This window comes from Nakamurella sp., assembly GCF_044224575.1.
Lineage (GTDB): Bacteria > Actinomycetota > Actinomycetes > Mycobacteriales > Nakamurellaceae > Nakamurella.
The window spans coordinates 43511-62248 of sequence record NZ_JBGAKE010000030.1 but is presented as its reverse complement, the minus strand read 5'-3'; the positions used below and the strand labels follow the sequence as shown (position 1 = coordinate 62248).

The 18738-nt window shown below is 72.3% G+C and carries 18 protein-coding genes; 8 read left to right on the top strand and 10 right to left on the bottom strand.

The window, feature by feature from the left end:
* From ACILSK_RS23365 to ACILSK_RS23350, 4 genes are all read right to left on the bottom strand, one after another.
* The coding region (locus ACILSK_RS23365) for a response regulator transcription factor (protein WP_395729590.1) at positions 1-242 on the bottom strand (242 nt) is incomplete at its 3' end.
* 49 nt (positions 243-291) lie between these two features.
* The gene (locus ACILSK_RS23360) at positions 292-960 is read right to left on the bottom strand and encodes a response regulator (RefSeq protein WP_395729589.1); all 669 of its coding nucleotides are present in this window, start codon (positions 958-960) and stop codon (positions 292-294) included.
* Positions 957-2207 (bottom strand): hypothetical protein, encoded by a 1251-nt coding sequence (locus tag ACILSK_RS23355; protein WP_395729588.1) that lies wholly within the window; start codon positions 2205-2207, stop codon positions 957-959. Before ACILSK_RS23355 ends, ACILSK_RS23360 begins: the two co-directional genes overlap by 4 nt.
* A 10-nt stretch (positions 2208-2217) precedes the next feature.
* The gene (locus tag ACILSK_RS23350) at positions 2218-4392 is read right to left on the bottom strand and encodes a sensor histidine kinase (RefSeq protein ID WP_395729587.1); all 2175 of its coding nucleotides are present in this window, start codon (positions 4390-4392) and stop codon (positions 2218-2220) included.
* Positions 4393-4732: 340 nt separating this feature from the next.
* On the opposite strand from ACILSK_RS23350, the gene ACILSK_RS23345 reads away from it, so the two are divergent.
* Together ACILSK_RS23345 and ACILSK_RS23340 are read left to right on the top strand one after the other, a co-directional pair.
* Positions 4733-5401: a response regulator transcription factor gene (locus ACILSK_RS23345; protein ID WP_395729586.1), complete on the top strand. Its 669-nt coding sequence runs from the start codon at positions 4733-4735 to the stop codon at positions 5399-5401.
* Positions 5398-6366: a sensor histidine kinase gene (locus ACILSK_RS23340; protein ID WP_395729585.1), complete on the top strand. Its 969-nt coding sequence runs from the start codon at positions 5398-5400 to the stop codon at positions 6364-6366. Before ACILSK_RS23345 ends, ACILSK_RS23340 begins: the two co-directional genes overlap by 4 nt.
* A 39-nt stretch (positions 6367-6405) precedes the next feature.
* On the opposite strand, the gene ACILSK_RS23335 is transcribed toward ACILSK_RS23340, so the two are convergent.
* Positions 6406-6660, bottom strand: coding sequence for a hypothetical protein (locus ACILSK_RS23335; RefSeq protein WP_395729584.1), 255 nt, complete (start codon positions 6658-6660; stop codon positions 6406-6408).
* Between the two features lie 46 nt (positions 6661-6706).
* Positions 6707-7294, bottom strand: coding sequence for a phosphatase PAP2 family protein (locus ACILSK_RS23330; RefSeq protein ID WP_395729595.1), 588 nt, complete (start codon positions 7292-7294; stop codon positions 6707-6709).
* Positions 7295-7611: 317 nt separating this feature from the next.
* Between ACILSK_RS23330 and ACILSK_RS23325 the strand changes: the two genes are divergently transcribed.
* The 6 genes from ACILSK_RS23325 to ACILSK_RS23300 all read left to right on the top strand — a co-directional run bounded on the left by ACILSK_RS23325 (position 7612) and on the right by ACILSK_RS23300 (position 14750).
* The gene (locus ACILSK_RS23325) at positions 7612-9942 is read left to right on the top strand and encodes a protein kinase domain-containing protein (protein WP_395729583.1); all 2331 of its coding nucleotides are present in this window, start codon (positions 7612-7614) and stop codon (positions 9940-9942) included.
* A 213-nt stretch (positions 9943-10155) separates the two neighbouring features.
* Positions 10156-10656 (top strand): PGPGW domain-containing protein, encoded by a 501-nt coding sequence (locus tag ACILSK_RS23320; RefSeq protein WP_395729582.1) that lies wholly within the window; start codon positions 10156-10158, stop codon positions 10654-10656.
* 53 nt (positions 10657-10709) lie between these two features.
* Positions 10710-11486, top strand: a complete 777-nt coding sequence (locus ACILSK_RS23315; protein ID WP_395729581.1) for an SDR family oxidoreductase — start codon at positions 10710-10712, stop codon at positions 11484-11486.
* On the top strand, positions 11483-12514 hold the full coding sequence (locus ACILSK_RS23310; protein ID WP_395729580.1) for a phosphotransferase family protein: 1032 nt from the start codon (positions 11483-11485) through the stop codon (positions 12512-12514). The genes ACILSK_RS23315 and ACILSK_RS23310 overlap by 4 nt, the downstream gene beginning before the upstream one ends.
* On the top strand, positions 12514-13740 hold the full coding sequence (locus ACILSK_RS23305; RefSeq protein ID WP_395729579.1) for an acyl-CoA dehydrogenase family protein: 1227 nt from the start codon (positions 12514-12516) through the stop codon (positions 13738-13740). The genes ACILSK_RS23310 and ACILSK_RS23305 overlap by 1 nt, the downstream gene beginning before the upstream one ends.
* Before the next feature lie 227 nt (positions 13741-13967).
* The gene (locus ACILSK_RS23300; protein WP_395729578.1) at positions 13968-14750 is read left to right on the top strand and encodes an enoyl-CoA hydratase-related protein; all 783 of its coding nucleotides are present in this window, start codon (positions 13968-13970) and stop codon (positions 14748-14750) included.
* 188 nt (positions 14751-14938) lie between these two features.
* Here ACILSK_RS23300 and ACILSK_RS23295 read toward each other — a convergent pair whose 3' ends face one another.
* The 4 genes from ACILSK_RS23295 to ACILSK_RS23280 all read right to left on the bottom strand — a co-directional run bounded on the left by ACILSK_RS23295 (position 14939) and on the right by ACILSK_RS23280 (position 18735).
* Positions 14939-15175, bottom strand: coding sequence for a helix-turn-helix domain-containing protein (locus ACILSK_RS23295; protein WP_395729577.1), 237 nt, complete (start codon positions 15173-15175; stop codon positions 14939-14941).
* Positions 15176-15272: 97 nt separating this feature from the next.
* Positions 15273-16469 carry a 4-hydroxybenzoate 3-monooxygenase gene (locus ACILSK_RS23290; RefSeq protein ID WP_395729576.1) on the bottom strand — a complete coding sequence of 399 codons (1197 nt, stop codon included), beginning with the start codon at positions 16467-16469 and terminating at the stop codon, positions 15273-15275.
* Between the two features lie 32 nt (positions 16470-16501).
* Positions 16502-17812 (bottom strand): MFS transporter, encoded by a 1311-nt coding sequence (locus tag ACILSK_RS23285; protein WP_395729575.1) that lies wholly within the window; start codon positions 17810-17812, stop codon positions 16502-16504.
* Positions 17813-17979: 167 nt separating this feature from the next.
* Positions 17980-18735 carry an IclR family transcriptional regulator gene (locus ACILSK_RS23280; RefSeq protein WP_395729574.1) on the bottom strand — a complete coding sequence of 252 codons (756 nt, stop codon included), beginning with the start codon at positions 18733-18735 and terminating at the stop codon, positions 17980-17982.
* Positions 18736-18738 lie beyond the last annotated feature (3 nt).

The following is an 18738-nucleotide window of genomic DNA, read 5'->3' as shown; positions in this document are numbered from 1 at the left end:
CCGGGCCGGGCCCGCAGGATCCGCCGGCAGGCCTCCGTCCCGTCGATGCCGGGCAGCCGGACGTCCATCACGATCAGGTCGGGCGCCAGCTCGTCCGCGAGGTCGACGGCCTGCTCACCGGAGCCCGCCTCGCCGACCAGCTCCAGGCCGGGAGTGGTCTCGATCAAGGCCGCGGCGGCCCGTCGGAATTGTGGTTGGTCGTCGACGAGTAGGACGCGGATCGGCACCGCGTCGCCGGTCATCGGCCCCCCTCCTGGAAATCAACGGAGCGATGCGGCGCCCATGATTCGCTCATCGGCGACCCTCGGCCAGGTACAGCAACGCGGCCCTGACCCGCGGGTGGTTGACCCGGTCGCCGGACAGGCCGAGCTTGGTGAAGATGGAGTTGATGTGCTTCTCCACCGCGTGCGGGGTGAGCACCAGATCCTCCGCGATCGCCGCGTTCGTGCGGCCTTGGGCGATGCCCTCCAGCACCTGCCGTTCCCGGCGGGTGAGTCGGCCCAGCTCGCCGTCGCCGGCCAGCGTGCGGGCGTCGATGAGCGTCTCGACCACCTTGGGGTCGATCACCGACCCGCCCCCGGCGACGATGCCGATCGCGCTCACCAGCTCGTCCAGGTCGCTGACCCGCTCCTTGAGCAGGTACCCCCGGCGTTGGGTGCCCTGCCCGAGCAGGGCCCGCACGTATCCGGGTTCGGCGTATTGGCTCAGCAGGATGACGCCCATCCGCGGGTGCGCCCGGCGGCAGTGGTCGGCGACCCGGATGCCCTCGTCCCGCCGGTCGGGCGGCATCCGGATGTCGGTCAGCACGACGTCCGGCCGGTGCTCGGCGACTGCTTCCAGCGTCTCCGGCAGGTCCGCGCAGCCGGCGACCACGTCGACCGAGTCGACGGTGGCCAGCATGCCGCGCAATCCTTCCCGGAGCAGGAAGTTGTCCTCGGCCAGCACCACGCGGTGCGTCATGCGGCCGCTCCTTCCCCGTCCAGCGGGAGCCAGGCCCGCGCGATGCGGCGACCGCCGGTCTCCGTGACGGTCAGCGTGCCGCCGAAGGCGTCGACGCGGTCGTTGATGGCGGCCAACGTCGCCGCCGTGGCCAGGCCGCCGTCGTCGCCGGCCCGGTCGGTGTCCTCGGCCCGGGCCGGCGTCACGACGTCGACGGTCACCCGGTCGGACCGGACCTCGACCGAGACGATCGGCCGGGCGCCGTCGATCGCCCGGTGGGGCAGCGCGGCGACGATGAGGAAGTACAGGCAGGATTCGAGTGTCGGATCGGACCGCAGCCGCGGATCGTCGGCCACCGCCAGGTCCAGCCCCACTCCGGTGCGCAGCTGCCAGCCCTCCAGGGCCGCGGCCAGGCCGCCCTCGCCCAGCCGGGGTGGGTAGATGCGGCGGGCCAGGTCCCGCAGCTCGTCAAGCCCCTGCCCGACCAGGTCGCGGGCCCGGCCGATCAGCTCCGGCCCGGCCGGATCCCCGGCGGGCGCCTGCAAGGCCCGCCCGATGAGCCGATCGGCGGCGTCCAGGCGCGGGTCGACGCGACCCCGGATCTCCGCCGTGATCGTGTCCGACTCGTGCTGCCGGACCCGGCCGATCCGCTCGTTGGAGGCGGCGATCTCGTCAGTGAGCCGTTGCAGTGCGGCGGCCCGGCGCTGCAGCTCGACGGTGAGTCGCACCGTCGACATGGCCAGCCCGGCCGGGCCGGCCAGTTGCCGGAGCAACGCGTTCTCCCGGTTGGTGCCGGCCGGCCGGGCCACGTCCGCCTCGATCTCACCGACCGTGTCGCCGTCGTGCCGGACCTGCACGACGACCGGCGCACCCTGCGGCCCGGCCCGGTCGGGCCACACCTGCGACAGGGTCCGGCCGCCGTCCAGCCGGACACGCACCTCGGAGCGGTCGACCTGCAGGGTGCGGCCGGTGATCTCGGCCAGCGACGGCAAGACGTCCTCGATGGGCAAGGCGGTGGACATCCGGCGCAGCAGCGTGCGGCCCGCCTGGTACCCGTCGGCGCGGTCCCGCAGCACGATCCGCTCGGCGAGCCGGGACAGCGCCCCGCCGGTGCCGCCGAACAGGGCCCCGACCACGGCCATGGTGACCACCACGACCCACACGGGCATGCCACCGACCGCCGGCCACACCCGCTCCGACCACACCTCCGCGACGGCGAAGGCGACCAGGGCCAGCGAGAAGCGAAAGCCCAGGATGAGTGCCGTCACCCGGCGACGGTCAGGCATGGCCGGCCACCCCGTCGGCCACGGCCCCGCTGCCGGTGGGGACGCAACCGTGCACCACGGTCCCGGCACCCGGCGCGGAGTCCACCGCGATCGTGCCACCGACCGCCGCGACGCGGTCGTCCAGGCCGCGGATTCCGCCCAGACCGTTGGCCGGCCCGGCGATCCCGCGACCGTCGTCGGCGACGGTGAACTCGATGCCCGCCTCGCCGTCGCGGACAGTAATCGAAATCGTCTTTCCCGCTGAGTGTTTCACCGCATTCTGGACGGACTCGGCGCAGCAGAACCAGACGGCGACGGCGGCGTCCGACCATCCGGCGTCCGGACCGGGCCGGGGGGGCAGGTCGACGGTCAGGGTGACGGCGAAGCCGGCCTGTTCGGCCCGGGCGGCGACGGCCGCGAGCCCGCGCCGCAGATCGCCGTCCCGGAGCCCGGCCGGCAGGCCGCCGGCAGCGAGCTCGTGCAGCTCGCCGGCACCGGTTCGCAGGGTGTCGCGCACCGCGGTCAGGATCTTGCCGGCCGCCGGCGGGCCGATGGCGCCGGCCATCCGGAGTTCGATCATGGCGGCGACCAGGGTCTGCTGGGCACCGTCGTGCAGGTTGCGCTCCAACCGGAATCGCTCCCGGTCCTGGGCGGCCACCATCCGGTGCCGGATGGTGCGCAGCTGCTCGGCCCGGGCGGCGAGCTGATGCACCCGGCGTTCCAGATGATCGGCCAGGGTCGCGTTGTGCAGCAGCAGCCCGGCGTGCTCGGCCAGGTCGGCGAGCAGCGCCTGCTGCGCCGCCGGCAGCCGTTCGCCGGGGGCGAGATCGACGGTCAGCACGCCGATCCGCCGGCCGTCGTACGCGATCCACCAGTGCCGGCCGTCCACCAGCGCGGGGCGGTCGGCGTCGTCCGCGGCGGATCCGCCGGCCAGCCGGGACCAGCGGCCGCCGAGGTCCTCCCACAGCTGGGCGCGCCGGGCCCGGGTGGCCCGCACGACGACGGTCACCAGTTGCTCGAGTTCGTCGGCCCGGCGCAACAGGTCCAGGCCGCTGATCAGGGTGCCCATGGCCGCCGCGGGGTCCAGGTCCTGGCCGAAGACGATCCGGTTGACCCACCGCCGGATGACGTCCCACCCCCAGCTCAGCACCACCGCGGCCGCCGCCATGACGACGACCGTCCACCAGCGACCGCCCGAGGACAGCAGCCCGCCGGTGACCACCGCGGCCAGGTACACCAGGCCGGTCGCCACCAGCAGGACGGTGGCCACCAGCACCCGACCGAGCAGGCGGTCCAGGCCGAAGATCCGATACCGCACCAGCGCGACGAACAGCACCACCGGCACGATGGCGAACACCACCGGGAACAGGTCGGGCAGCCCGGCCGCGAGGTTGGCCGCCGGCGCCCCGCCGATCCCGGCCAGGGCAAGGGCCTGCGCGACGCACCAGAGCACCGCGACCGCCAGCGCCGGGAGCAGGGCGCCCATCAGCAGCCGGGCATTGCGCCGGTCCTCCGGGGAGGTCGCCGGATCGCGCAACCGCAACGCCTGGGCACCGACCCCGGTGACCGGGATGAGGACGCCGAAGAAGATGACGAAGAATTGCGGATGCAACAGGAAATCGCTCCACCAGCAGATGCCGGCGACGACGGCGGTCACCGCGACGGCCGCGACGGACAGCCGCCGGCCGGACAGCCCGATCCGGCGCGGCAACCGGCCGTCCGGGAACAGCGCCACCCCCCACAGGTAGCAGACCCCCGAGGCGATGTGAAAGCCGAAGTGCAGCAACGAGACCGGCCAGGGGCTACCGATCAACCGGAACGCCTCGTGGCTGGGCAGGTTGAACGTGGCCGCCGTACCCAGCAGACCGACGGCCAGCAACCGCGGCACCAGCTGGTCCCAGCTGCGGATCAGCAGCACGACCCCGAGCACCAGGTTCAGCGCGCTGAAGGCGTACTGCAGCAGGGTGACCCCGGTCAAGCCGGTCATCGGCATGGACGGCGTCAGCAACTCGGTCGCCGGGGCGGCGAGGATGCCGCCGGTCGACGCCAGCACCCGCACCTCATCGGACACCGCGCCGACGTCGGTGACCGCGACCGGCAACAGGCCCAGCAGCAGCCACGCGAGCAGGCCCGCCGCGTACGCCCACGCGACGACCCGCAGCAGCGACGATCCGGATCGTGAGCCCACAAATGTGCATTATCGGACCTTTCCGGCCATCGGGAGCGCTCGGGCCGCCGGCCCGGCACCGTCGAACCTGCCCGCAGGCCGCTCGGTGGTCGAGGGTGCCCGCCGGCGGCTTCCGATCGGGGTGCCTGCACCCCCATGTCGGCCCACCCCGGCCACCGCCATCGCCGCGGCCCCTTCCCGCGCGGATCAACAACGGCGGCGCGCATGAAGTCGTCGACTCGCCACCCACGCGTCACATTCGGCGTGAGTTGATCCGCGCACGGCCCACGGCCGGATCCGTCTGAGATTCTTGTGATCGCGCCCGATCACCATTGGCCGGGAGCCGCGAGGGAGGGGTCGGGTGGATACCGGGCAACCGCGACTGCTGCTCGTCGAGGACGACGGCCGGCTCGGGCCGCTGCTGGCCGAGGTCCTCGGCGATTCCTACCGGGTCGACCTGGCGACCGACGGCCAGGCCGGACTGCATGCCGGGTTGACCCAGACCTACGAGGTGATGGTGATCGACCGTGGCCTGCCGGTGATCGACGGCGTCGATCTGGTCCGTCGGCTGCGCGACCGGGCCGTCACGACGCCGATCCTGATCCTGACCGCCCGGGCGGCCGTGGCCGACCGCGTCGAGGGGCTGGACGCCGGCGCCGAGGACTACCTGGTCAAGCCGTTCGAGATCGACGAATTACTGGCCCGGCTGCGGGCGCTGCGCCGCCGGTCGATCGACCGGGCGACCACCCTGGATCTGGGCCGGCGCCGCTTCGACGTCGCCGGCCGTCGGGTGCTCGACCCGGACGGCAACGATCCGGTTGACCTGTCCGGTCAGGAGGCCGCGCTGCTGGAGGTTCTCGCCCGCCGGCCCCAGCAGGTCTTCACCCGGCCCGATCTGCTCGAAGCGGTGTTCGACCCGGCCGACGACCCGGGGAGCGTCGACACGTACGTGTACTACCTGCGGCGCAAGCTCGGCCGGGAGTGCGTGCAGACCGTGCACGGCCTGGGCTACCGGTTGGGAGTGGCGTGACCGGGCCGGCCGACCCCGACCGGCAACTGCTGCGGTCCGCGACCCGGCGGATGGCCTGGCAGCTGGCCGCAGCCAGCGCCGTCGTCGTCGTGCTCGCGGCCCTGGCCACGCTGGCGCTCAGCCCGGTGCTCGGGCACGGGCGGGGCGGCCACGAGGGCGGCCCCGACCGCGACGACGACGTCCTGCGCACGACGCTGCTCGTGGCCGGCACGATCGGCGTGGCCATCGCCGGGCTGGCCGGACTGTTCATCGCCCGCCGCGCGGTTGCCCCGCTGGGTGAGGCCCTGGCCCGGCAACGACGCTTCGTCGCCGACGCCGGCCACGAGCTGCGCACCCCGCTGACGGTCATGCACACCCGGGCCCAGCTGATCGCCCGGCGGATGCCGCCCGACGACCCCGCGCTGCCCGCGATGCGGCAACTGCTGGATGACAGCCGCACGCTGGGCGAGATCGTCGACGAGCTGCTGGCCAGCGCCCAACTGTCGGCCGACCCCGCCCGGGGCGAGCCGGTCGACGTCCGCGACCTGCTGGCGGAAGTGGCGCGGTCGATGACCGTGCTGGCCGATCAACGCGCCGTCACCCTGCTGGTGTCCGCCCCGGACGACGTGCGGGTCAACGGTTCCCGCACCGCATTGCGGCGGGCGCTCGCCGCGTTGGTGGACAACGCGATCGGTCACACCCCGGCCGGCGGCGCCATCGACCTCGCCGCGCAGGTCACCGGCGACCGGGTCGTGCTGTCGGTCACCGACACCGGTGAAGGGCTGGCCGGGGCCGACCCCGACGAGCTGACCCGACGGTTTGCCCGCGGCCCCCGATCGGCCGACGGACCCGGGGGCCGGCGATTCGGCCTCGGGCTCGCACTGGTCCGTGAAGTCGCGACGGCGCACGGTGGAACGCTGCGGCTCGGCCCCGGCCCGGCCGGTGGGGTGCGGGCCGAGATCGAGATCCCCGCGACGTCCGGCTGAGCTCGGATCCGATCGCCGGGCGGCACCCGCGCGATCGGATCACCGGTGCGGTCCTCCGGGGTGGTCGGGCAGGGCCCCCGGCATCGGCCCGTGCATCATCTGCGGGTGCGAGAACCCCGGCGGACCGAACGCCGGCGGGCCGTCACGAACGGCCGCGACCCCGCCGCCCACGGTGAACACGGCGACCGCGGCGGCGACCGCCAGGGCGGCCCGGTGCCGGTTCGCCGTGCGGAAGGCGTGCCGTCCGCCCAGCCGGGCTCGGCGCACCGTCCGGCGGGTCAACGTGGCAGCCATGGCGGATCCCTTCTGACCGGTTGAAGCCAGTGTGCCGCGATCCGAGTCAGGCCCGCCGGGCGGTGAGCAGCGGTCGTAGTCTGGTCCGCTCCACCGCCTGCACCAGCCGGATCAGCCACGTGCGCACCCCGAGGTACCCCAACAAGCTGACGGCCGCGCCGGTCAGCAGACCGGCCAGCACGTCGAACGGGAAGTGGGCACCGACATAGACCCGGGAGAAGGCCAGCAGCAGTGCGGCGGCCGCACTCGCGGCGCCGAGCCGGCGGCTGACCAGGAAGAGACCCACCGTGACCGCGCCGGCCATCGTCGCGTGATCACTCGGCATCCCCGGATCGCCGGCGCCCGGCAGCAGGATGAGGGCGCCGGGCGCCGCAACCACTGGACGCGGTTCACCGATCAGAGCGGCGAGCGGTTGATTGAGCGCCACGGCCAGCAGGGTGCCGATCGGGGCCCAGATGGCCGCCGCCTGCCGGGCATCGTCACCGCTTTGTCGGGCCACCCACCACCCGACCCCCAGCAGGACGACGAAGACGACCACCCCGTACTGCGCGATGGCCAGCATCGGCCCCTGCAGCCACGGCGTGTCCCGGGTGAAGGCGTTGATCGGGAGAAAAACGGACAGGTTCGGGTCCATCACGGCCTTTCCGGCATGGATCGCGACGCGTCACGGGCCGCGCTTGACCGGTCCCAGCGTGCCGCGGCGAGATCAGAGTTCGCTCAGATCCCGCGTAGGACCTGCGTCGCCCGGGGCCGGCGCAGGTGCCGAGGGCGAGCACAAAGTGCCTGGCGCGCCCCCGAACTTTGGGCTTCACTTGACATGGTGGCCGGACCGGTCGGCCCGGTCGCTCCCGACGACGGCAGAGATGAGGCGTCCGTGCGGCACGACGGCGACGTCCCCACCACCCCGGCCGCCCTGGCCGCGTCTCGGCCCCGGCCGGCGCGGGCACGACCATGACCGACGGCGGCACCGGCGCGGCGCAAGGTTCGCCGCATCATCTGCCGCCGGGCACGATGGTGGGCGCCTACCGGGTCGAGGCGCTGCTGGACCGCGGCGGCATGGCCTACGTGTACGAGGCCACCGACGTGCGGCTCGATCGCCGGGTGGCGCTCAAGGTCCTGGCCTGGCACGACCCGGACAGTTCGGATTTCCGCGAGCGCTTCCTGCGGGAGTCCCGGTTCGCCGCCTCCCTCGACCACCCCAACATCGTGCCGATCTACGAGGCCGGCGAGGCCGACGGGCTGCTCTACATCGCCATGCGGTTCGTCCGGGGCACCAACCTGTCCCGGTTGATCCGGCGCGAGGGCCCGCTGGATCCCCAGCGCACGCTGGCGATCCTGTCGCCGGTGGCCGACGCCCTGGACCTGGCGCATTCCGCCGGCCTGGTCCATCGCGACGTCAAGCCCGCGAACATCCTGCTCGCCGATTCCGCCGACGGGCGGCCGCACGTGTACCTCAGCGACTTCGGGCTGACCAAACGGGCGGCGGCGATGAGCCGGCTGACCGAGGCGGGCAGCTTCATCGGGACGATGGCGTACGTCTCGCCGGAACAGATCCGCGGGGAGCCGCTGGACGCGCGGAGCGACTTGTACGCGCTCGGCTGCGTGGCGTACGAATGCCTCGCGGGCGCCCCGCCGTTCGTCCGGGACGACCAGGCCGCGCTGATGTGGGCCCACCTGAGCCAGCAGCCCACGCCGCTGGCGGAGTCGCGCAGCGAACTCGCCGCCGCCGACCCGGTGATCATGAAGGCCATGGCCAAGGACCCGGCCGACCGGTTCGCGACGGGCCGGGAGTTCACCACCGAGCTGTCGGCGGCGCTGTCCGCCGCCCCATCGACCGGCGAGGACCTGCCGACGACGGTCGGCGCGCGCCCGGCCGCGATGCCGCCCGCCGCCCGCGGCCCGGGGGTCACGGGTCCGCAGATCACCCCGCCGGGGCCGGCCACCGGCCAGGAATTGACCACGGGCCCGGGAGTGACCACCGGGCCCAGCGCGGCCTACGGCTCGGGACCGGCCGTCGGCCCGGGCTCGAGTGCCGGTTCGGGCCCGAGTCCCGGTACCGGACCCGCCCCGGGCCCGAATGAGCTACCGGGCCCCGGGGCCTCCGGCCCGCATGGCGGGCCGGTCCGGCCGGACTCGTCGTCGGGAGCGCACCGGCGCCCATCGTCGTCGCGGCCGGGCAACCGGAAGCCGTTGATCATCGGCCTGGTCGCCGCGCTGCTGGCCATCGCCACCATCACCGGCGTCGCCTGGGCAGTCCGGCCGAGCAATCAGGTCCAGGGCCAGGCCCAGGCCCAGGCCCGGACCGAGATTTCCGACCATTCGCACGGGTCGACACCCGATCGCACCGGCTCCGCCGACGAGGATCAGACCAAGGCCGGCACCACGCCGAGTTCCCCGGAGAGCGCCGACACCGCAACCACTTCCATCGTCGAGGCGGCGCCGGTCCCACCGCCGGTCGCGGCTCCGACCGTCGCTCCCGCGGCGGCCGTGGCCATCCCCAGCATCGCCGGTGACCCCATTCCGGTCGGCGCGACACCGATCGATGCGGGACCGCCACAGTTCATCGCCTTCTCGCCCGACGGGTCGCGGGCGTACGTCAGCCTCTACAACGACGACAAGACCATCAACCTGGTCGACGTCATCAACACCCGCACCACCAAGGCGCTGACGGAGATCCCGGTCGAGAAGAAGCCCTACGCCCTGGCCGTCACTCCCGACGGGAAGTCGGTCTGGGTGCCCAGCCACGATGCCGGCGCCCTCGACATCATCGACGTGGCGACCGACACGGTCACCCAGACGTTGCCGGTGGCCAAGAATCCGCACTGGGTGGCGTTCTCACCGGACGGGCGGACCGCGTACCTGGCAAACCACGAGTCGAACGTGCTCTCCGTCATCGACGTGGCGACCCTGGCCACCGTCACCACCATCCCGGTGGGTACGAGCCCGCACAGCGTCGCCGTCTCGCCCGACGGCAAGCAGGTCGTCGTCGTCTGTTTCGACAGCAACGACACCTACTTCATCGACACCGCCACCAACCAGGTCGTCGGGACGACGCCGGTCGGCACGAATCCGCAGGACATCTCGTACAGCGCGGACGGCACCTACCTGTACGTGGCGAACGTGCAGAGCAACACGGTGTCGGTGATCGACGCTGCCACCCGTCAGGTGACCGCGAGCATCCCGGTCGACTCGCCGACCAGCATCGGTGTGCTGCCCAACGGAAGGTTCGCCTACGTGACCAACCTCAACGCCGGCACGCTGACGGTGCTCAACACGACCTGATCGTCGACGCCCCCGGGGCCGCGCATCCGGAACCCGGTCGTCCACACCGCAACCACGCGGCGTCGCTGGGCGGGACGTCTGCAGTTGATCATGGCCCCGCGGCCGTTCCGCGCGAGCCAGAACGGCCGCGAGCCCATGATCAACTCGACTGCGGGGGCGACTGCGGGGGGCGGTGTGCGGTCGCGGACGGCACCGCTTTGGCATCCTGACGGGATGAGCGGACCTGGGAACTACTCGACGGCGGCGCGAATCGGGCTGGAGATTCTCGGTTGGCTGCTGCTGGCCGCCGGCGTCGCGGCCCTGGTCCTGCCCGGACCCGGTCTGCTGCTGCTCGCACTCGGCCTGTGGGTGCTGGCCAAGAACTACCGGTGGGCCGACCGGCTGCTCGACCCGGTGAAACGGGCTGCCTACCGCGGAGCTGCCGAGGGCGTCAAGACCTGGCCGCGAATCGTCATGTCGACCGTGCTCGCCCTCGGCCTGATCGCCATCGGCCTCATCTGGGGCGTCCGTCCGGCGGCTCCGGTCTGGTGGCCGCTGGCCGAGAAGTGGTGGCTGTTCGGCGGATGGGGCACCGGCGCGTTCCTCATCGCGTCCGGGTTGCTGGCCCTCGGCCTGCTCGGCTGGAGCCTGAAGAACTTCCGCTACGGCACGATGACCCTCGACGAGGTCTACCGGGAGCATCATCTGACCGAACGCCCCCGCCGTTCCGAGTGACGGCGGGCCCGCCCCGCCCGGACATCCTGATGGCCTCACCGTGGAGGAGATCGATGGTCGACACCCCGACTGTGCCCGGCCGGTTCGCCGGCCGCACCGCGATTGTCACCGGCGCCAGCCGTGGGATCGGCCTGGCGATCGCCCAGCGGCTCGTCGCCGACGGGGCCCGGGTCGTGGTCACCGGCCGCAAGCAGCCGGCCCTGGACGAGGCGGTCGCGTCACTGGGGGGTCCGGCCGTGGCACTCGGGGTGGCCGGGCACGCGGCCGACCCCGCCCACCAGGCGGCCACCGTGGCCGCGGCGATCGATACCTTCGGCAGCGCCGATTTTCTGGTGAACAACACCGGGATCAACCCGGTCTACGGGCCACTGATGAACATCGACCTGGATGCCGCCCGCAAGATCGTCGACGTGAACTGCATCGCCGCAGTGTCCTGGCTGCAGCAGGTCCATCGCGGGTGGATGGGCGCGCACGGCGGCGCGGTGGTCAATGTGGCCTCGGTGGCGGGCCTGCGCCCGGCGCCCGGGATCGCGTTCTACGGGGCCAGCAAGGCGATGCTGGTGCACCTGACCGAGGAACTCGCCGTCGAACTCGGGCCGGGCATCCGGGTCAATGCCGTCGCCCCCGCGGTGGTGAAGACCCGGTTCGCCACCGCCCTGTACGAGGGCCGGGAGGAGGCGGTGGCGTCGGCCTACCCGCTGCGCCGGCTGGGCGAACCGCAGGACATCGGCGGCGTGGTTGCGTTCCTGCTCAGCGCCGACGCCGGCTGGATGACCGGACAGACCGTCGTCGTGGACGGCGGTCTGATGCTCGCCGGCGGGCTGACGTGACCCGGCCCGGCGCGCGTGACCTCCCCGGTCTCGATCTGGACCGGCTCGCCGGCTGGCTGCCGTCGGTGCTGCCCGGCGCCGGGGCGGGCCTGCGCGCGGAGCTGGTCGCCGGTGGCAAGTCGAACCTCACCTACCTGCTGTCCGACGGCACGCAGACCTGGATCCTGCGCCGGCCGCCGCTGGGCCACGTGCTGGCGACCGCCCACGACATGCACCGGGAGTACCGGGTGATGTCGGCGCTGCAGGACACCGAGGTGCCGGTGCCCCGGATGGTTGCCTTCTGCGCCGATCCCGAGCTTTTGGGCGCGCCGTTCTATGTGATGGAACGGTGCATCGGCACCCCGTACCGGCGGGCCGCGGAGCTGACCCCGCTCGGGCCGGCGCGCACCCGGCGGATCGCCGATGGCCTGATCGACATCCTGGCCCGGCTGCACGCCGTCGACCCGGCCGCCGTCGGGCTGGCCGACTTCGGCCGCCCCGACGGGTTCCTCGCGCGTCAGGTGGAGCGATGGCGGCGGCAGCTCGAGGCGTCCCGGTCCCGGGAGCTGCCGGCCGCCGGCGCGCTGCACGACGCGCTGGCCGTCGACGTCCCGGCCCCGTCGCCGACCGGCATCGTGCACGGCGACTACCGGCTGGACAACGTGCTCGTCAACGCCGACGACGAGCCGGTCGCGGTGATCGACTGGGAGATGGCGACGCTGGGCGACCCGCTCACCGACCTGGCCCTGATGGTCGTCTACCAGCGGCTCGGCGGGCTGCTCGGGGCCATCGGACTGGACGCCGCCGACGCCCCCGGCTATCCCGCCGAGGCCGACGTCGTCGCCCGGTACGCCGCCGGCAGCGACCGTGACCTGGGCCGGTTCGGCTGGTACCTGGGCCTGGCGTCGTACAAGCTGGCCGGCATCCTCGAGGGAATCCATCTGCGACACAGCCGCGGCCAGACCGTCGGCGGCGGGTTCGCCGGCGTCGGCGACGCGGTGGCGCCGCTGCTGGACGCCGGTCTGCAATCACTCAGGGAGAACGGCTGATGGATTTCGCGTTCGACGCCCGGACCGAGGACCTGCGGGCGAACCTGCTGGACTTCATGGCCGGACACGTCCACCCGGCCGAGCCGGTGTTCCACGACGAACTGGCGACCCTGGCCGATCCATGGGCGTGGGATGCCGCGCCGATCCTCGGCGACCTGCGCCGGGAGGCCCGGCGACGGGGTTTGTGGAACCTGTTCCTGCCGGGTCAACGTGGGGCCGGCCTGACCAACCTGCAGTACGCGCCGCTCGCCGAGATCACCGGCCGCAGCCTGCAGCTGGCTCCGGCGGCGCTGAACTGCGCGGCCCCGGACACCGGGAACATGGAGGTACTGGACTCGTTCGGCACCCCCGAGCAGCGTCGGGACTGGCTGGACCCGTTGCTGGACGGGCGGATCCGATCGGCGTTCGCGATGACCGAGCCCGAGGTGGCCTCGTCCGACGCCACCAACATCGCCACCCGCATCGAACGGGACGGCGAGCACTATGTCATCACCGGGCACAAGTGGTGGATCACCGGTGCGATGAACCCGAACTGCCGGATCTTCATCGTGATGGGCAAGACCGATCCGCACGCCGATCGGCACCGGCAACAGTCGATGATCCTCGTCCCGCGGGACACCCCGGGCCTGGAGATCCGCCGGGGGATGGAGGTTTTCGGTTATGACGATCATGAGCACGGCGGGCACGCCGAGCTGACGCTGACCGACGTCCGGGTGCCGGCAGGGAACCTGATCGGCGGTCCCGGAGACGGTTTCGCCATCGCCCAGGCCCGGCTGGGCCCGGGCCGGATCCACCACTGCATGCGGGCCATCGGCCTGGCCGAACGGGCCATCGAGGCGATGTGCGCCCGGGCCGACGAACGGATCGCGTTCGGCCGGCCACTCGCCCAGCAGGGGGTGATCCGGGACTGGATCGCCCAATCGCGGGTCCGGATCGAGCAGCTGCGGCTGCTCGTGCTCAAGACCGCCTGGCTGATGGACACCGTCGGCAATCGCGGCGCCCACACCGAGATCCAGGCCATCAAGATCGCGACACCCACGACGGTGCAATGGATCCTGGACAAGGCGATCCAGACGCACGGTGCGGCGGGCCTGTCCCAGGACCACTGGCTGGCGGGCGCCTACGCCGGCGTCCGGACGCTGCGCTTCGCCGACGGTCCGGACGAGGTGCACGTGAACGCGCTGGCCCGGGCCGAACTGGCCCGCCAGGCCGCGGCACGCGGCTGACCGGCACGCAGGGGCGGAGCAGGTCGCAGGCGCGGTCTGTGCGGCGCTTCGCTGACGGCCCTGCGGCGCTCCGCTGATCCAAGTCCCAGAACTACGCCGGTGATGTCCGCTTTCCCGGGTCTTGGATCAGCGGACCCGTATGGTCGGACCCCGGTACGGTCGAGCAACACCGATCAGGAAGGACCGCGGGTCATCGTGGACATTGCGCGCACGTCATCGGGACCGTCGTGACCGACGCTCCGCTGGTCCGGTTCGACCGCGCCGACGGCGTCGGCACGATCACCCTGGACTCCCCGGCGAACCGGAACGCCCTGTCCGCCCGGTTGCGCGGCGAGCTGCTGACCCAGCTGGACGCGGCCATCGCCGAGCCCGCGGTCCGGGTGATCGTGTTGACGCACACCGGCCCGGTGTTCTGTTCCGGCATGGACCTGAAGGAGTCGGCGGGAGCGTCGGCCGGCGATCAGGGGGTCAACGAACTCCCGCGGATCCTGGAGACGCTGTGGTGCTCGCCCACCCCGGTGGTGGCGCGGCTGGCCGGCCCCGCCCGGGCCGGCGGGATCGGAATGGTGGCCGCCTGCGACATCGCGGTTGCGGTGGATACCGCGACGTTTGCGTTCAGCGAGGTGCGGATCGGCGTCATTCCGGCGGTGATCTCCACCGTCGTCCTCCCCCGGCTACAGCCCCGTGCGGCCCATGAGCTGTTCCTCACCGGCGAGACCTTCGACGCGGCCCGAGCGGTGCAGGCCGGTCTGCTGAACCGCTGCGTTCCCGCGGACACGCTGGATGCCGAGGTCGGCCGGTTCGTCGGCCTGTTGCGCCAGGGCGCACCCGGTGCCCTGGACGGCACCAAGCGGCTCCTGCGCCGGCCGCGGGGCGACCTGCGTGGCGATCTGGCCGCGCTGACCACCATCTCGGCCGGTTTCTTCGCCGGTTCGGAGGCCCAGGAGGGCATGGCGGCGTTCCGCGAGAAGCGGCTGCCGGCCTGGGTCACGCCGCCGCCACCGGCCTGACGGGCGACCGAGTGGGGGCGCCTCGCCCCACCCCTCGGACCGGCGCGCGACCGGCACTGGATGGAAGGCGAGGCGCCGTCCGGGCCCGACACGTCGGATCCGATCGTTCTGAGTTCCCCGATCGTCGCCGCGGCAAACTGCGATCGCCCTCCCCCGGCGGACGGCGATCGCCTGGCCGGATGCCCGGCTCAGCCGGCCAGCTCGCGCAACCGTGGCCCGATGCGGTAGCGCCGCTGTTCGTCCCGGGCCACCATCCGCCCATCGAGCAGCTCGTGGACCAGCCGGAAGGTCGTCGACAGGGGCAGTTCGGCCCGATGGCTGATCTGGACCAGGCTGAGCCCCATCGAATCACCGGAACCGAGCGCATCCAGGATGGCCAGCACCCGGCCGGTGACCGTGGTCGGGGTGCCGGGCCTGCGGGGCATGTGCATGGTGGTCCTGTCTTGGTGGTGGGGCCCGGACGTCCGGCAACCGTGGAACCCCGACGGCGCGGGCGCGCCGTCGGGGCCGGTCGACGGGACGTCAGGCGTTGGGCCAGCCCGTGTAGGCCTCGGCCAGGTACGCCGATCCGGGCCGGGAGGCGACGACCCCGGCCAGCTCACCCAGCTGCCGCTTGTGTTCGAACGAGCTCGCATCGGCCCGGGTGTGCAGCATGCTCGTCATCCAGTAGGAAAAGTTCTGCGCCTTCCAGATCCGTTGCAGCGCACGGTCGCTGTAGGTGTCCAGCAGCTTGGTCGAGCCGGTCGAGTAGAAGAACTCGATGCTCTCGAAGAGCACCCGGACGTCGGCGAAGGCGAGGTTCAGGCCCTTGGCCCCGGTCGGCGGGACGGTGTGCCCGGCGTCGCCGGCCAGGAACATGTTGCCGTACCGCAGCGGCTCGCAGACGTAGCTGCGGAACCGCAGCACCGTCTTGTCGAAGATCCGGCCCTGCTTGAGCTGGAACCCGTCGGGCCCGTCGAGCCGCTTCTGCAGCTCGGCCCAGATGGCCTGGTCGGTCCACTCGTCCACGTCCTCGTCCGGGGAGCACTGGAAGTACATCCGCTGGACGTTCGCGTCGCGCTGGCTGATCAGGGCGAAGCCGTGCTCGGAATTGCAGTAGATCAGCTCGTCGGCGCTCGGCGGGGCCTCGACCAGGATGCCGAACCAGGCGAACGGGTACTCGACGAAGTTGTCCACCCGCTGGTCCTGGGGGATCGACCACTTGGACACACCGTGCGAGCCGTCCGCACCGACCAGGATGTCGCAGTGGATCTCCCGGGCCCGCCCGTCGGCGCCGGTGAAGGTGATCGTCGGGGTGTCGGTGGTCTGGTCGCGCACCGCGGTGTCGGTCACCGACCAGTACACCTGCCCGCCGTCCCGCTCCCGGGCGGCGGCCAGGTCGACGAACACCTCGTTCTGCGGGTAGAGCCACACGGCCTCGCCGACCAGGTCGGTGAAGTCGATCCGGTGGCTCTCCCCGCCGAAGCGCAGGTCGATGCCCTCGTGCTTGTGCCCGGTGGTGAGCACCCGGTCGGCGACGCCGGAGTCGACCAGCATGGACACGCTGCCGTGCTCGAGAATGCCGGCGCGGTGGGTGGTCCGGATCGTCTCGTGGTCGCGCTTCTCGACGACGATCGAGTCGATGCCGGCCTTGGCCAGCAGGTGGGACAGCATCAGTCCGGCGGGGCCGCCGCCGACGATACCGACCTGGGTGGTGAGGATTTCGGGAGTGCGGGACATGGCCAATCTCCTGTTCGGCTGGGTCGGCTGGGTCAGTGCGACGGGTGGGTGTGGGTGATGTGCTCGGCGTCGTCCTCGGTCTGCGGGAAGGGCTCGGCCGGCGCCGGATCGCGGTCCACCAGCAGGATGCCGACCGCACCGAGCGCGGCGACGGCGGCGAACAGGTAGAAGCCCCACGGGTAGGCCAGGCCGGCGGTGAGCAGCACACCGGTGATCAGCGGGCCGGTGATCGCACCCAACCGTCCGACACCGGCGGCGCTGCCCAGCGCGGTGCCACGGGCGGCGGCCGGGTAGACATGGGCGACGTGGGCGTAGACCAGCACCTGGGCGCTGAAGACGAACATGCCGGCCAGCAGCACGCTGATGTACACGCCGATGCCGGGGATCTTGACGGACAGCAAGGCCAGGAAGATCGCCGCGGCGGCGAACCAGGCGATCGCCGACCGCCGGGTACCGATCTTGTCGGCGACCTGGCCGGCGACGAGCAGACCCAGGACGGCGCCGACGTTGAGCACGAGCAGCAGGGCCAGGGCCGCGCCCAGTTCGTAACCGGCGGCCCGCATGATCTCGGGCAGCCAGGTGTTCAGGCCGTAGACGAGCAGCAGGCCCATGAACGAGGCGACCCAGAACGCGACGGTGGAGCGGCCGAGCCCATGCTGGAACAGCATGCCGGCCGGGTTCTTCGACTTCTTGACCGGCCGGTCCGGCTGCTGCGCGGTCGGCGCAAGGCCGGCCCGGGCCAGCAGGAAGGCATTGGACTCCGGCAGGTACTTGATCATCAACGGCACCAGGACCAGGGCGGGCAGGCTGCCGATGACGAACATCCACTGCCAGCCGTAGCTGCTGATGACCAGGATGCCCAGCAGGGCGGTGAGCACGGCACCGACGTGGTAGCCGGTCATCATCGTGGTCGTGGCCCGGCCACCTCGGCCCCTGGATGCGTACTCGTTGATCAGAGCGAGCGCGGTCGGCAGCACGCCGCCCAGGCCCAGCCCGGCCAGGAAGCGGAGGACGGCGAAAACAGTCGGGTTGGGCGCGAAGGCACAGGCCAGGGTCAGCACCGAGAAGCTGACGACGGTCCACAGCATTGCCTGCCGGCGACCGATCAGGTCACTGATGGTGCCCGCGGCCAGGGCACCGATCATCACGCCGACGAGGCCGACGACCGAGATCACCGAGGCGGAGTTGGGGGTCAGCCCCCAGCCGTCGTACTTGAGCAGGGACGGCAACACGGCGCCGAGCACCACGAGGTCGAAACCCTCGAGGGCGACGGCGATCCAGCAGAGCGGGGCGACCCAGCCGGCGTACCGGGCCCGCGGGTTCAGGTTTGCGGCGACGTTCAACGTCAACACCTTTCGCAACAACAGTGGTGGGAAGGGCAAGGGGGGTCGCCGGCTGTGACGACCAAGGGGACGACGGGGTGGGTAGGAATACCTTCGCGGCCACCGGCCGGGCCGGTCAACGGCCGGCTTCCGATAGTTGGAAGGCGATCCGCAGGCGGCACCCGGAGTCAGCGGGTCGAGCCGAGCATCCGGCCGATCCCCCGGCCGGCCAGCTGCACGGCCGGGACCAGCCGGTTCAGCTCCCGCCGGGTGCTGGCGGTGACCAGGCCGAGGGCCGCGACCACCCGGTCCGTCCGGTCGTAGACCGGCACCGCGAGCGAGCTGGAGCCGGCGGTCATCTCCTCGTGGGTGGTGGCGTAGCCGCGTTCGACGATCTGCTGGAGCTGCCGCTGCAGCCGTTTGGGTTCGACGATCGTCAATCGGGTGTGCCGGGTCAGCCGGGTCAGCACCCGGTCCTGCAGGTCCCGACCGCCATGGGCGAGGAGGACCTTGCCGACGCCGGTTGCGTGCAGCGGCAGCCGGGCGCCCGGTTTGCTGACCACCGGCACGGCGCGCCGGCCGGAGATGCGATCGATGTACAGCGCCCGGTCGCCGTCCAGCACGGCAATGTGCACGTTCTCGCCGGTGGTCGCGGACAGGTCCTGCATGAACGGCAGGGCGATCGCCCGTAGCTCCCGGGATACCGCGGTCAACGAACCGAGAAGCCATATCCGGCGCCCGATCTCATAGCGTCCGTCGGCCCCTCTGGTCAACCCCTCCCAGGCCACCAGCTCGGCGATCAGCCGGTGCGTGGTGGACAGCGGCAGCCCGGTGGCGGTGGCGATCTCGGTCAGCGTCTGCCGAGAGTGGGCCTGATCGAAGGTGCCCAAGACGGCCAGCGCCTTGGACGTGACGCTGCGGCGTGGCCGTTCCGGAGCCGACACGAC